This is a genomic window from Pseudomonas sp. PB103 (genome assembly GCF_009764635.1).
GTDB lineage: Bacteria > Pseudomonadota > Gammaproteobacteria > Pseudomonadales > Pseudomonadaceae > Aquipseudomonas.
The window spans coordinates 1-14,544 of record NZ_RWIL01000036.1 but is presented as its reverse complement, the minus strand read 5'-3'; the positions used below and the strand labels follow the sequence as shown (position 1 = coordinate 14,544).

Sequence of the window (14,544 nt, the reverse complement as noted above, 5' to 3'; positions counted from 1 at the left end):
CCTCAGCGCAGGTTGATGGTGGTGTTCACGCCGTCGTTGACGCTGTCGTCATCGAACCAGCGCGCCGTGACCGTTTTGGTCTGCGTGTAGAACTGCACCACTTGCTTGCCGTACGGGCCGAGGTCGCCGAGCTTCGAACCGCGCGAACCGGTGAAGCTGAAGAACGGCACCGGCACTGGAATCGGGATGTTGATGCCGACCTGGCCGACGTCGATTTCCGTCTGGAATTTGCGCGCCGCCGCACCGCTCTGGGTGAACAGGCCGGTGCCGTTGCCGAACGGGTTGGCGTTGACCAGCGCGATGGCCTGATCGAGGGTGTCGACTTCCAGCACCACCAGCACCGGGCCGAAGATTTCCTGGGTGTAAATCTGCATGTCGGTGGTCACGCCTGAGAACAGGGTCGGGCCGACAAAGTTGCCTTGCTCGTAACCCGGTACCTTAATGTCGCGACCGTCCAGTTCCAGCTTGGCGCCTTCCTTGATGCCGCTTTCGATCAGGTCGAGAATTCGCGCCTTGGCTTTCTTCGAGATGACCGGGCCTACATCGGTGCCCGGCTCGCTGCCGGCGTTGACGGTGAGTTTCTGCGCCAGCGCTTTCAGATCCGGCAGCCATTGTTTCGCCGCGCCGACCAGCACAACGACGGAGGTGGCCATGCAACGTTGCCCGGCCGCACCAAAACCGGCGCCGACCAAAGCATTCAGCGCTTGTTCGCGATTGGCATCGGCCAGCACCACAGCATGGTTTTTCGCGCCCATCATCGATTGCACGCGTTTACCGTGTTTACCGGCCAAATCGTAAACGTGAGTCCCAACAGCTGTCGAACCGACGAAGGACACCGCTTTGATGTCCTTATGCGTGCACAAGCCATCGACCACGTCTTTACCGCCATGCACCACGTTCAACACGCCCGCCGGAACGCCAGCCTCGACCGCCAGCTCCACCAGCAGCATGGTCGACAGCGGATCCTGTTCCGAAGGCTTCAAGACGAAGGTGTTGCCGCAGGCGATGGCCATCGGAAACATCCACAGCGGAATCATCGCCGGGAAGTTGAACGGCGTGATGCCGGCGCACACGCCGATCGGCTGGCGCAGGGTGTAAGTATCAACGCCGCCGGCGACGTTCTCGGCGAACTCGCCCATTTGCAGAGTGCCGATCGAGCAGGCGTGCTCAACCACTTCCAGGCCACGGAAAATATCGCCCTCGGCGTCGGCAATGGTTTTGCCCTGCTCGGCGCTGAGCACCACGGCGATGCGTTTGGAGTGTTCGCGGATCAGCGCTTGCAACTTGAGCATGATGCGCATGCGCGCGCCGATCGGGGTCAGTTTCCAGGTCTGGAAGGCACGCTGTGCGGCGCTGACGGCGGCATCGACTTCAGCGGCGGTGGCGAACGGGACTTTGGCCAGCACTTGCTGGGTCGCCGGGTTGACGATGTCGTGCCACTCGGTGGTCTGCGATTCGACCCACTCACCATTGATCAGCAGCTTGACCTTTTGCAGCGTGGTGTCGTTGGGCGTAAGCGATGCGTTCATGCTGGTCTCCGAAACTTGTTTTTATCGTAGGAGCCAAGGCGAAGGGTTCGCCTTGAGATGAGGCGTGTGTCACGAATTGGTTGTCGGACTGTTTTTGGAGTATAGATGTGCAAACTTCTAATAAGAACGCACATATAAGCCCGTCCATCATGCAAAAAAACATCACATCTCTAGGTTCGCTGAACTGGGACGACCTCAAGTTTTTCCTCGAAGTCGCCCGCACCCGCAAGGCCAGCACCGCCGCCAAACGGCTGGCTGTCGACTACACCACGGTGTCGCGACGGATCAGTTCGCTGGAAGCGGCGCTCGGCACGTTGTTGTTTGAAAAGTCGCGCACCAGCGGTTTCGTGCTGACCGCCGAAGGTCAGCGTTTGCTCGGTTATGCCGAGTCGATTGAAAGCACATTGCACATGGCCTGCGAGCAGGTTTCAGGCTCTGGCGTGGCGCTGTCCGGGCATGTGCGCATGGGCTGCACCGAAGGTTTCGGCAGTTTTTTCATCACCCCGCAACTGAGCCATTTCGTCGACGCCTACCCGGCGATCTCGGTGGACATCCTGCCACTGCCGCACTTCATCAGCCTGTCCAAGCGCGAGGCCGACATCGTCATCGCCCTCGAACGCCCGGAACACGGGCCGTACGTCTGCTGCAAACTCTGCGACTACCGCTTGCAGCTCTACGCAACCCAGGACTATCTGGACCAACACCCACCGATCCGCCGCCCGGCCGACTTGAGCAAGCATCAATTCATCAGTTATGTGGATGATCTGGCGTTCAGCTCGGAGCTGCTGTACCTGGCCAACGTGCTGCCCGGTGCCCACGCGAATTTGCGCAGTACCAGCGTGATCGCGCAATTCGTGGCTGCACAGCAGGGGCGTTCACTGGCGATTCTGCCGTGCTTCCTCGCCGCGCAGGATCCGCGTTTGCTGCCCGTGTTGCCGGAGGAAATCAACATCACCCGGCAGTTCTGGATGTACTGCCGGGAGGATCTGAGGAAGTTGAAGCGGATCACCTTGTTGTGGGATTACATCCGTGAGGTGACCGAGCGTAATCAGCCGCTGTTGATGGGTGAAAGCCGTGAGATGCAGTTCGCCGATTAATCGGCGCTGACCACAATCGCCACCCGACGGTTTTCCGTGCGGCCCGCCGCCGTGGCGTTGGAGGCCACTGGCTCGCTGCTGCCCAAGCCTTGCAACTGAATGTTCTCCTGCTTCATGCCGACTGTGCCGAGTACGTTGGCGACACTTTTGGCGCGGCGCAGTGACAACTGCTGGTTGTACGTTTCTTTGCCCGACGCGTCGGTGTGTCCATCGACCCGCACGCGCTCGATGCCGACACCCAGCAGGGCCTTGCCAATGCGCTCGACGATTTCGGTGCTTTGCGCATTCAGGCTTTCAACGTCGCTGCCAAACAGCACTTTGCCGGACAGGCCAAACTCCCAGCCCTCGTCGGTCAGCTCGAAGCCCTGTTGTTGGAGCACGGCGACTTGCGCCGGGGTCAGGCCTTTTTGTGGGGCAGTCTGGCAACCGGTCAGGGTCAGTGCGGCCATCAGCAGCAACGCAGAAAAAAAACGTATCGGTAATGTGAACACGGGCATCAGCTCCTGGTTTGAACGGGATCGACTGGGCGCTCCGACCCAGCTGTGAATTGAGCGCCACGCGACAGGCGCTTGGCCTGATACATCGCGGCGTCGGCGGCATTGAGCAAGGCACCGGGGGTGGCGCCATGATCGGGGAAAACCGCGATGCCGATACTGAGCGACGTCACGACACTGCTATCCCCCGGCAGCACGATGGGCATGTCCATGCTGGCGAGGATTTTGTCGGCAATGCGCTCGGCATCTTCGATCCTGTGCAAAGGCGTCAGCAGCACGGCAAACTCGTCACCGCCCAGGCGGGCCACCAGATCTTCCTCACGCAATTGCGCGCGAATGCGATTGGCGATGGCCACCAACACGGCATCGCCGGCGGCGTGGCCGAAATTGTCGTTGATGCCTTTGAAGCGGTCACTGTCGAGAAACAGCACGGCCACTCGCTCGTTGAGTTTGCCGCCACTGCGCAAGGCGCGGATCAGCCGACCCTCAAAAAACGCTCGGTTCGGCAGACCGGTGAGGCTGTCGTGACTGGCCTGGTGGGCGAGGGTTTCGTTTTCGCTTTGCAGGTGGCTCTGCCAGGACTCGAGTTCGTCGAGCAAGGCATTGAAGTCGTTGCCGAGGTTGTCCAGCTCAGCGATTTGCGCCGGCGGCACGCGCCGGTCCAGCGCCCGTTCGCTGCGAGCCGCGTGGGCCACGGTGGCGAGGCTGCGCAGCGGGCCGATGATTTCGCGCAGTTGCCGCCGCGCCAGATAAATCGCCACGCACGCGCTGATGGCGGTGCAGAGCAGGATCCCGGCCAGACCGCTCAACAGAAAGCGCATCAGGCTGCCGCCGTGTCCGATGAGCAGCACGCGACCGATTTCACGGTCCTGATGGACAATCGGCAGGCTGATCGGTCGCTCCAGCAAAGCGCGGGTGATGAGCATTTCCAGCTCGGAGAACAGGCCGTTCTCTGGTCGCTGCCAACGTGCCAGCAACCGCCCCTGTGCATCGAGCACCTGCGCATCGGCCACTTCTTCAGTGGCCGCGATCAACTCCAGCGCTTCCGTGGCAGCCGTCTTGTCGTTGAACACCACTGCAGCTTCAACGGTGTAGCTGATCGAGCGAGCAATCAGGTGCAGGTTGTGATCGGCATAGACGCGCAACGCCAGAACGCCGAGCAGGGTCAGCGAAACACTGGCCATCGCCACCGCCATCAGCGCGACGGTCAAATGTCCACGGCCTAGCACCGAGCCCAGGGTTGGGCGGGTATTCGATCGAAAGAGTCTCATGGTGCCGCCGGTTTGCGACGCGACAACTGCAACACGCTTGGATGAATGCGTACGCCGCTGCGGGCAACGGAGTCGAGATTGACCTCGAAGGACACTTGATCGTCGCCCACGCGCAAGCAGAACAGACTGCCGACCGTGCACTGATCGTCGCCTTCGCTGATGCTCAGCACCGGGTGGCCGATCAGCGAGGCAAACAGGCGACTGCGTTCATCCGAGGTGAGTTTGCCGATGTACACCGCATCGCATTCACTGACGATGGCCGGGTTATCGGCCAACAGCCGACGCACAATGACCGGGCGACCGGTCGCCTGCGTGGTGCCTTTGACCAGGTCATCGGTATATTCGGTGGGGCCGACGATGCACAGACGCAACTGCGCAGGTTCGACCGGCCAGCGCGCATAGCTGAGGATGCCAAGAACCACCTGCGTGACAGATTTGGCCCGTTGTTCGGCCATGCCTGTCGGCGCTTGTGATTGCGCGACGGCTAAGCCCGTCAACAACCAGAGCAGAGCGCCAAGCAACGCGTGTTGGCAGCCAACTACGCGCCCTGTCGCCCAGACAGACACCTTCATGCAGGGATTCTCTTGGATCTATCGAAATGATGCCGCAACGATAGCACAGCGGCTAAACGCCAGCGAGGCGCCGACCACTGACCGGTTGGTCAATAATCGTCGCCGGCCCCGCGCGTTTTCACTGCTGAGGCTCGACGCCTTCCTCCAGTTCCAGCATCAGGCCGCTCAGGCGTTTGACCTTGCGTAACACCGCTTCCTCAAACACCCCGGCGCGAGGCTCGATCAAGGTGAACCAATGCTTGGCGCGCGTGATGCCGGTGTAGATCAGCTCTTTGGTCAGCACCGGATTCAAGGCGTCCGGCAAGATCAGCGCGGTGTGGGCGAACTCGGAGCCCTGGGATTTGTGCACGGTCATGGCGTAGACGGTTTCGACATCGTTGAGCCGGCTCGGCAATACGAAGCGCACCCCGCCCTGCCCGTCGTTACGCGGGAACGCCACGCGCAACACCGCTTTGCCAGCGTCAGGCCCTTCGCGCTCGGGCAACTTGAGGGCGATGCCGATATCGCCGTTCATCAAGCCCAGGCCGTAGTCGTTGCGGGTCATCAGCACCGGGCGGCCCTCGTACCATTGCTGGTCGTTTTCGATCAGTCGCGCCTTGAGCAATGCGGCGGTAACGCGCTGATTCAAACCTTCAACGCCCCACGGCCCTTTGCGCACGGCACACAGCAACTGGAAGGTATCGAATGCCTGCAAGACCTCACGCGCCCAGTTGATCCAGTCCGGGTGTTCCAGCGGTCTGCCCAGCGGCGGACGCTGATCGCGCAGCACGCTCAGATAATGCCGATAGCCTTGCGGGCCGTCGCCATGGCCCTCAAGCAGCAAGCGCTCCAAGTGATGATCGTGTTCACCCTTGAGCGCGAGGGAAAACACATCGGCGTAGTGCCCGGCCGCGAGGAGCTGACGCGCCTCGTCCGGCAACTGCTGATTGACCCGCCGCGCCAGCTGACCGATGCCGCTGCCTTCGCCGAAGCGCCGCGAGTGACGCAGCATCACTACTTGTTGAGCCAGCGGATGCGCACCATCGAGGTCTTCGTGCAAACCACTGTCCTGCAAGGATTCGCCGCTGACCGACTCCAGCCACTGGCGTGTTTGCGGGCTGTACCAGCCACTCTCGGCATCACGGCACAAATCGCCGAGCACTGCGCCGGCCTCAACCGAGGCCAGTTGATCCTTGTCGCCCAGCAACACCAGCCGCGCATGGGGCGGCAAGGCGTCAAGCAAGTTAGCCATCATCTCCAGGTCGATCATCGAAGCTTCGTCGACGACCAGAACATCCAGCGGCAAACGGTTGCCCGCATGGTGACGGAAGTGCCGGGTGCCAGGACGACTGCCCAGCAAACGGTGCACCGTGGTCACATCGCAGGGGATTTTCGCCCGCACCTCTTCACTGACTTTCAGCGACTGCACCTGTTGGCTGATGGACTCGGTCAACCGCGCAGCGGCCTTGCCTGTCGGTGCCGCCAGACGAATGCGCAGTGGCTGACCGGCCTCGACGGCCGGCGCCTGCAATAACGCGAGCAAACGCACCACGGTGGTGGTTTTACCAGTGCCCGGACCGCCCGTCACAATGCTGAAAGCGCCGCGCGTGGCAAGGGCGCAGGCGAGTTTCTGCCAGTCGATGACCTCACCCGCCGTGGCTGAGCCAAACAACTCATTCAGCCGTTGCGACAGATCAGCCGGCGTCGCTTCGGCCTGGGTGAGACGTTGGCGCAACGCCGTGTCGATGCGCCGCTCGTAGGCCCAGTAGCGCCGCAGATACAGGCGTTTTCCACAGAGCACCAGCGGACGCTGCTGCGCCGCTGGCCTGGTATCGGCCGCCAGCGCGACCAGATCGCTGCTCGCCAGGGCCTGGCACCAATGCACGCCATCAAGCGCTTCAAGCAATTGCGAGGGCAGTAACAACACGCCACCTTGCACATCGCCTTCGGGTGGCAGTGACAGCGCGAAATCCGGGGCTTTGAGGGTTTCGAACAGATCCAGGCAGACGTGGCCATGACCAAGTTGGTGGCTGGTCAGGGCTGCGGCGAGCAGTACCAGCGGATCAGTGCCTGGCTCAAGTTCGTGAAGAAACGCGACGAAGGCCTTGTCCAGTGCCCGCAGCCAGCCACGCTCGACCCAACGCGTGAGCAACAACAGCAAATCATCGGCTTTGCTCAGTGGTGATAGCGTCGACAGGCTATCGGCAGTCAAAGGCGTTGGCAGCAGATCGGCAAAGGTACGGCTCATAGCAGGACTCCCTGTTCCCATGCGGGTTCGGCTTTGGGTTCAGGTTTGCCCTGGAACATCCGGTCCAGGCGTTCGATCAACGTGCGTGGCGGCCGAGCGAAATACACGCCGCGACTATCGGCTCGCGTGCCACGCAGGAACAGGTACAGCGCGCCACCGACATGCCGGTCGTAATCGTAGTCGGGCAGTCGCGCCTTCAACTGACGATGCAACGCCAACAGGTACAACACGTATTGCAGGTCGTAGCGGTTATCGAGGATCGACTTTTCCATGGCTTGCTCGGTGTAGGCCAGATCGTCCACGCCGAGCCAGTTGGATTTGTAGTCGGCCACGTAATAACGACCATCGTGTTCAAACGTCAGGTCGATAAAACCTTTGAACATGCCGTTCAGTTGCACCGGTTCCGCCGCCACACGGGCCACGCCATTGTGCGTGTGCTGGCGCACGAGTTCGTCGAGTTTGAGCACGTCGACCTTGTGGCTGGCGAACCAGAATTCCATCTCGACGCGATATTGCTTGAGTTGCTCAAGCACCACCGGTGCTTGCCCGCTGCCTACCGGCAACGGCGATTTGAGCAGATGCTGCAACCAGTCACTGAGGGTCGTGATCCAGCCCTCCCAGCCACGCAGGTTGCAGCGACGGGCAATTGCGTCGACCAGCGCTTCGCGGGAAACCGCGAAACCGTCATCCCCAGCCCACTCAAGTAAACCGTGGAGAAACGTTCCCGGGTTGGGGCCGCGAGGAAAGCGATGGATGTCCGCACCGCCAGCAATGATTTCTCGCGGTGCATCCGGGTCGAGGCGTTCGTCATCGAACAGCTTTTGCGCTTGCGGGCTGTCCGGGGCTTCATCGCTGCCGACACTCAACACGTCACTGATGCGCAATGCACTGTAGGACGCAATCCACCAGTTTTCGCTGGCCCTGCGCTTGGGCAGCAGCGTGGCACTGAGGATGGCCTCATTGCGCGGAGCCAGGTAGTGCTCGTCGGCAGGCGTGGGCATCTCGCCGATGCTGATGGCCGGGCAGTCCTGTTGCAGGTCTTGCAACCAACGCTGCAATCCGCTGGATTCACCCAGCGATGCGCCGCCGCCCAGCAAATAGCCCAGCGCAGAAAGGTGCAGCACCGAGCTGTTGTTATTGCCTCGCTTGACATCCGTCACGCCCAACCAGCAGGCATGCTGCGCGCGTGTCAGGGCGACGTACAAAAGGCGCAGGTCTTCGGCCAGGCGCTCGTCGTCGGCTTGGGCAATCAGCTCGGTAGTCGGCTTGAGGCTGACTTGCGCCTTGCCCGCTGCGTCGTGGTAATGCATCGGCAAACGACTGCCATCCACCGGCTTCGCCGAGCAGATGAAGGGCAGGAAGACCAACGGGTACTCAAGGCCTTTCGATTTGTGAATGGTCACGACCTTGACCAGTTGCTCGTCACTTTCCAGGCGCAGGATCTGCTCTTCACCGGCTTGACCGGACAACGCCAGCAGCTCGGCCAGATGACGAATCAACGCCTGCTCACCATCAAGCTCCGCAGCGGCCTGCTGCATCAGCTCCGACAGGTGCAAAAGGTTGGTCAGCACCCGTTCGCCGTCGGTGCGCGCGATCAATCTCTGCGGCAAATGGAAGTCATGCAGCAGACGCCGCAGCATCGGCAACACGCCTTGTTTGCGCCACAGTTCGCGATAGCCACGGAACTGCATGACCCGGGTTTCCCAGACCCGCTCATCCTGGTTCAGCCGCTCCAGTTCAACTAGCGGCAGGTTGAGGGTGATGCACGCCAGTGCGGCTTTCAGCGAGCGCTCGACATCCGGTTCGGCACAGGCCTTGAGCCAGGCCAGCAGGTCGTGGGCCTCTTGCGCGGCGAATACCGAATCCTTGTCGGAGAGATAGACACTGCGTACACCGCGCGCGGCGAGTTCACCGCGCACGGCCTGGGCCTCTTTGCCATCACGGACGAGGATCGCGATGTCGGATGGCCGCAGCCCTCTGAAGTCCTTACCGTCCTGAGTGAATCCGGCGCTGGCGGTTTGTCCACCGTTGAGCAGCGCGGTGATTTCACTGGCACAGGCTGCGGCCAATTGTTGACGATAGACAGCGCCGGAAAGAGGCTGATCAGAGGACAGGTGCCAGACGTTCAGCGCCGCAACGTCTTGCCCGGCAATTTGCAGTTTTTCCTTGCGGCCCTGCGAGTCGACCGGCTGAAACGGCACGGGATTCTCACCGTTTTTTTCCCGGAACAAAAACGCACCGCGCCCCTGTTCTCGGGACTCGGCGCGTTCGAAAACATGATTGACCGCTTTGACCATGCCGTGGCTGGAGCGGAAGTTGGTGCCCAGCGTATGCAGCCGGCCGGTGGTGGCCTGACGCGCGCGCAGGTAGGTGTAGATGTCCGCACCGCGAAACGCGTAGATCGCCTGCTTGGGATCGCCGATCAGGAACAGGCCGGTGTCTGGGCTGTTGTCTTCGATGCGGTAGATGCTCTCGAAAATCCGGTACTGCACCGGGTCGGTGTCCTGGAATTCGTCGATCAGCGCGACCGGGAACTGCTCGCGGATCAACGTCGCCAGACGCTCGCCGCCCTCCGATTGCAGCGCCGCATCCAGGCGCAGCAACATATCGTCAAAACCCATTTCAGCGCGACGGCGCTTCTCTTCCTCGAAGCGCGCACCGACCCATTTGGCGGCGTGTTGCAAAACAGCTGCGTCGGGCGTCGGCAAGGCATCGAGACTCGACTTGAGCCCGGGCATGGCATCCAGGCCCGGATGGCTCGGGGCCTGGCCCTTCCAGGCTTCCGCCATGCCGTCGGGGGTCAGCCGACTGAAGCCAGTGCCGATGTCGAGTTGTTCGAGGGTCTCGTCTTCAGCCCAGGCCTTGAGCTTCTCGAACCACGGTTCGAAATAACGCGCCTGCATCTTGCGACCGTCGACGGTTTTGCTGGCAACGCCCTGATGACAGATGGCGAGCAACTCGTCCGCCCACTGACGCCAAGGCATTTTCAACTCGACCAACGCCGCGCGACGCTCCAGCAGACATTCTTCGATCAGCTCGGCCGGAGACTTGGTTTCATCACTGTCACGTTCGCTGGCAAACAGCCCGCGTACCCGAGGCAACAACGCCGCCGGCCCGCCCCAGTTGCTGCGCACCCAATTCAGCGCATCGCCGTGCATCGGATAGCAGAACAGCCGCCAATAATCGCGCAACACCTCGCCCAGCAAATCGCTGTGATCGGTTTCCAGGGATTGGGTAAACAGACTGCCACTGTCGAACGCATGCTCACGCAGCATGCGCTGACACCAACTGTGAATGGTCGAGACGGCGGCCTCATCCATCCACTGCGCGGCGATATCCAGTCGGTTGGCGCATCCCGGCCATTGCTGAGGCTCGAATTGATCGCGCAGTTCAGCGATCAAACCGTCGGGCGCGGGAATTTCGTCACGCATGTAGCGAGCGGCTTCGGCCAAGCGTGTACGAATCCGCTCACGCAGCTCCTTGGTCGCCGCATCGGTGAACGTCACCACGAGAATCTGCGGCGGCAACAATTCACGGGCGAACCCGCTCGATTCGCCGCCATGCCCCAGGATCAGCCGCAGATAGAGCGCAGAAATGGTGAAGGTTTTACCGGTGCCGGCGCTGGCTTCGATCAACTGGCTGCCACGCAGCGGGAAGGCCAGGGCGAGCGGGGTTTTACTGCTCATGCGCGCGCCCCTTCACTGGACAAAGAGCGCCATGGCGCTTCAAACAAAGACCGATACAAAGCGTCGCACCAGCCGGTGAACGTTTCGTCTTCGAGCAGGGCATCAAAGTTGGCATATTGTCGCGACAACGCCGGGCTTTCGCGGCGCTCGCCTTCGCTGGTCTGACCGTCACCCTCGTAGGCTTTACGGGCAGCGGTTTCGGCCTTGAGCGGGTCGGTCTGCGACAGCCAGGCAAATGCGGTCTTCACTGCGATTGGCAATGGTTGACGCATGCCCGCCTGCCAGGCGAGAAGCAGATCGCCGAGCAAACTCACGGATCGGTCTCGCGCCATGGGCTCCAGCAGCAGCGTATCGTCACTGGCCACCAGCGCGGTGCTCAATGAAAGCCCGCTGGCGCAAGCAACCAGATGGTTGACCCAGGACTTGGTCAGTCGATGCCATTTGCGGCTTTTGATCGAGCCGATACTGTTGGGAATGGTCGTGACCGACAACACACCGCCATCGGCGCGCTGATGCAGGCCTGAGAGCCAGCCTTCAAGACGTACGCCCTGCAACTCGAGACTGATCGGGATGGCGCTGGTCAGCGGGGTCGGCCACAACGTCAAAAGCTGTTGATAGCGCTGCAGCAAGTCCGGCAGTGGTTCTATCAATTCGCGTTGCAGGCATTCACCAAAGCCTGCCATCGGCAGCAAGCCGCTGTTTTGCAGACGCCTGGCCTGAGCTTCGAGGGCCTGATCGACGTTATCCGGTTGCCGCAGCGCTGCTTCGAGCAGGCTGTCGCTGAGCGTATAGCGCTGCAACGCGTCCAGCACGAAAGGTTCTTCGTCGGCCAGCGGCGCTTCGGCCGCCTCGAAATAGACTTTGAGTCGCTGAGTGAAAAAATGCCGTACCGGGTTACGCAGGAAGTCCTGCAACAGAGCAAGGCTCAGCGGTTCCTCCTGAACATAAGGTGTCAGCAACTGCCCGCTGGTTTGTGACACCGGCTGTTGATGCAAGACCTGCCATTCACTGGCGTAGCTGAACAGCTGATCACCTTCATGGAAATAGCGTGCGCTGAACGGTTGCAGCGGATGCTCTTCAGTCATTGCGCTCAACAGGTCCTGGCTTTCATCGTGCAGTCGCCAACCGCTGGCGAGGTGATCGCGCAACTGGCCGATCAACACCGAAGCAGGTCGCTCGCTGTTGTCGCGAATGCTGCGGCCTACCCAACTGATGTAAAGCTGATGGCGCGCCGACAGGAGCGCCTCGAGCAAGAGATAACGGTCATCTTCACGTCGGGAGCGGTCGCCCGGACGGTAGTCGCTGCCCATCAGATCGAAGTCCAGCGGCGGCTGCGCGCGAGGGTAATCGCCATCGTTCATCCCCAGCAGACAGACCAGTTTGAACGGAATGGCGCGCATGGGCATCAGCGTACAAAAGTTCACCGCACCGGCCAGAAAGCGTTGAGACAACCGGCCCTGATCCAGTCCGGCCAGCCACGCTTCACGCACGACGGTCAGCGGCAGCGCATCGACCAGACCAACCGCTTCACAGGTCTGTAGCCAGGTTTCGCGAAGCTCTTCCAGTTGGGTCAGCAAATAATCGTCGTGCTCATTGCTGGCTTTGAAAAACAACTGCATCAGCGCTTGCAGGCGCTGGCCCCACTCCTTGGGTTGAGTCGGTTGTGTGAGCTGCTGATGAGCGAGTTCCAGCGCATCCAGCAAGGCCACCAGCGGGCCGATCAATGCCGCGTCAAGCCCGCCGATTTCGTCATAGGGCTCAATACCCGCGCAGGCATCGGCGCTGCCAACCGCGTACCCCAGCAGCATACGGCGCATGCCGAAATGCCAACTGTTCTGTTCCAGTTCTTCTGGTAATCCGAGGCCCGCGCGTTGCTCGGCGTTCATGCCCCAGCGCACGCCCGCGCCTTCGATCCAGCGGTGCAACGTCGGCAGATCGCGCTCTTCCACACCGAAACGGGCACGCAGTGCAGGCACATCAAGCAGGTCGAGGATCTCACTGACCGGGAAGCGGCTGTCTGGCAATTTGAGCAAGTGTTCGACGGCGATCAACAGGGGATCACGACCACGCTGGCCCTGATCCGCCAGTGTGAAGGGAATGAAACGCGGGTCATGCCGATCAAGCTGACCAAAAACGGCGCGAATGTGCGGGGCATAACTGTCGACGTCCGGAACCATTACGATGACATCGCGCGGGCGCAGATCCGGGTTGGCGCTGAAGCGTGCCAGGAGCTGGTCGTGGAGGATTTCAACTTCACGTTGAGCGCTGTGGGCAATGTGGAAGCGGATCGAATCGTCCTGTTCCAGATCAACCGCCGGCCAGTGCTCGCGAGTCTCGTCGAGGGGACGCAACTCAAGGATGTCATTCTGCAGTTGATTGAGCAGATTGTCTGGCTGCGTGTCACTGAACAGGTCGATGCGCCCATCGCGAAAAGCCGCGCGATAGCTGTTGGGATCATCATAACTGTCGAGCAGGTTGATGTAGTCGCGACCTTGTTTGCCCCAGGCAGCCAACAGCGGATGGGCGTGTTGATGCATTGTGTCCGGGTCGAGTACAACGGGCATGCCACTCTTGCGCGATTGCCGTTTGTACTGGTGACGCAGCAAATCCTTGTCGGCGACGATATCGGCCCAGTGGTGACGGCAAGGGTTGTGCACGCACAGCAGAACCTGACTGAAACGCGCAAGCCCGGCCAGCGCTTCGAGTACCTGGGCTGGTAGTGAAGAGATTCCGAAAACGATGACTCGCGAGGGCAGGCCCACCGGCGCCTCGGTGAGGTTGTTGATGCGCTCAATGAATCGCTGATGTACGCCGGCACGGCTCTGCGCCATGCCTTGTTCACCGACGTCCCCCAGCAATGCTCGCCATAGCTCGGCTTGCCAGCAACTGGTCGGAGGCAGTGGCTTTATTTCACCTCTGACATTGCGCAACTGGTGTCGGCCTTCCGCCCAATCTTCAAGCCAGTCCGCCCGGTACACCTGGTATTGATCGAAGAGATCCGCCAGACGTTCGGACAGCTGATAGCGCTTGCGCAAATCAGTGTCGTGGGTAAGAAAGCGCTGCAACGGTTCAAAGTGAGGGCGATCAATAACCTGGGGGAGCAGGCGCATCAGACGCCAGGTCAGCGGGGCCTTATCGAGCAGGGACTTTGCAGGAATCTCTTCACGACCCAGAACCATCCGGTAGAGCTGCCACATGAAACTGCCGGGCAACTGCACATCAATTGCTGCAGCGATACCGCAGCCACCGAGGTCGTCGTCCTCCGGGTCCTCGGCCAGTGCCAATTTCAGCCATTGGGCAATGCCGTTGCTTTGCACGAGGGCTATTTCGTTTTCCAGGGGCGCCAGTGGATAACGCCGCATTATGCTGATCACAAGGCTGCGCAGTTCGTCCAGGCTATTGCTCTGGACCACCATGAATGCAGCGTTGAGGGACTGGGCGCCCGGCATAAAGGATTCCTTGGAAAGTACGAAAGCCAGGGCAGAACCTTAGCATTGTCGGCAGGTTGTAGCAGCCGGACGGCGTCCGTGCATGCTGTAAGAACTTTCCTGCGGGCAAAACAAAACCCCAACTGCTTTCGCAATTGGGGTTTCGGAATTTAATCTTGACGATGACCTACTCTCACATGGGGAAACCCCACACTACCATCGGCGATGCATCGTTTCACT

Annotated in this window: 8 protein-coding genes; 1 reads left to right on the top strand and 7 read right to left on the bottom strand. The window is 60.9% G+C overall.

What is annotated here, in order from left to right; translation table 11 throughout:
* Nucleotides 1-2: 2 nt before the first annotated feature.
* Entirely contained in the window at nt 3-1,529 is a 1,527-nt protein-coding gene (locus tag EJA70_RS06175; protein ID WP_158830153.1) for a CoA-acylating methylmalonate-semialdehyde dehydrogenase, read from the bottom strand.
* Nucleotides 1,530-1,678: 149 nt separating this feature from the next.
* On the opposite strand from EJA70_RS06175, the gene EJA70_RS06170 reads away from it, so the two are divergent.
* The gene (locus EJA70_RS06170) at nt 1,679-2,626 is read left to right on the top strand and encodes a LysR family transcriptional regulator (protein WP_158830152.1); all 948 of its coding nucleotides are present in this window, start codon (nt 1,679-1,681) and stop codon (nt 2,624-2,626) included.
* On the opposite strand, the gene EJA70_RS06165 is transcribed toward EJA70_RS06170, so the two are convergent.
* The 6 genes from EJA70_RS06165 to recC form a co-directional block, all read right to left on the bottom strand.
* A complete protein-coding gene (locus EJA70_RS06165) occupies nt 2,623-3,123 on the bottom strand; it encodes an OmpA family protein (RefSeq protein ID WP_178116836.1) in 501 nt (166 codons plus the stop codon). The genes EJA70_RS06170 and EJA70_RS06165 overlap by 4 nt on opposite strands.
* Nucleotides 3,123-4,391 carry a diguanylate cyclase domain-containing protein gene (locus EJA70_RS06160; RefSeq protein ID WP_158830150.1) on the bottom strand — a complete coding sequence of 423 codons (1,269 nt, stop codon included), beginning with the start codon at nt 4,389-4,391 and terminating at the stop codon, nt 3,123-3,125. The genes EJA70_RS06165 and EJA70_RS06160 overlap by 1 nt, the downstream gene beginning before the upstream one ends.
* Nucleotides 4,388-4,963 (bottom strand): YfiR family protein, encoded by a 576-nt coding sequence (locus EJA70_RS06155; RefSeq protein ID WP_008083321.1) that lies wholly within the window; start codon nt 4,961-4,963, stop codon nt 4,388-4,390. Before EJA70_RS06155 ends, EJA70_RS06160 begins: the two co-directional genes overlap by 4 nt.
* A 118-nt stretch (nt 4,964-5,081) precedes the next feature.
* On the bottom strand, nt 5,082-7,190 hold the full coding sequence (gene recD / locus EJA70_RS06150) for an exodeoxyribonuclease V subunit alpha (RefSeq protein WP_158830149.1): 2,109 nt from the start codon (nt 7,188-7,190) through the stop codon (nt 5,082-5,084).
* Nucleotides 7,187-10,876 carry an exodeoxyribonuclease V subunit beta gene (gene recB / locus EJA70_RS06145; RefSeq protein WP_158830148.1) on the bottom strand — a complete coding sequence of 1,230 codons (3,690 nt, stop codon included), beginning with the start codon at nt 10,874-10,876 and terminating at the stop codon, nt 7,187-7,189. Before recB ends, recD begins: the two co-directional genes overlap by 4 nt.
* Nucleotides 10,873-14,325, bottom strand: coding sequence for an exodeoxyribonuclease V subunit gamma (gene recC / locus EJA70_RS06140; protein WP_158830147.1), 3,453 nt, complete (start codon nt 14,323-14,325; stop codon nt 10,873-10,875). Before recC ends, recB begins: the two co-directional genes overlap by 4 nt.
* Nucleotides 14,326-14,544: the final 219 nt, after the last annotated feature.

Bases quoted from the DNA above. Each gene is read 5' to 3' on its own strand.
- EJA70_RS06175 (WP_158830153.1), bottom strand. From the start codon at position 1,529: ATGAACGCATCGCTTACGCCCAACGACACCACGCTGCAAAAGGTCAAG.
- EJA70_RS06170 (WP_158830152.1), top strand. From the start codon at position 1,679: ATGCAAAAAAACATCACATCTCTAGGTTCGCTGAACTGGGACGACCTC.
- EJA70_RS06165 (WP_178116836.1), bottom strand. From the start codon at position 3,123: ATGCCCGTGTTCACATTACCGATACGTTTTTTTTCTGCGTTGCTGCTG.
- EJA70_RS06160 (WP_158830150.1), bottom strand. From the start codon at position 4,391: ATGAGACTCTTTCGATCGAATACCCGCCCAACCCTGGGCTCGGTGCTA.
- EJA70_RS06155 (WP_008083321.1), bottom strand. From the start codon at position 4,963: ATGAAGGTGTCTGTCTGGGCGACAGGGCGCGTAGTTGGCTGCCAACAC.
- recD (WP_158830149.1), bottom strand. From the start codon at position 7,190: ATGAGCCGTACCTTTGCCGATCTGCTGCCAACGCCTTTGACTGCCGAT.
- recB (WP_158830148.1), bottom strand. From the start codon at position 10,876: ATGAGCAGTAAAACCCCGCTCGCCCTGGCCTTCCCGCTGCGTGGCAGC.
- recC (WP_158830147.1), bottom strand. From the start codon at position 14,325: ATGCCGGGCGCCCAGTCCCTCAACGCTGCATTCATGGTGGTCCAGAGC.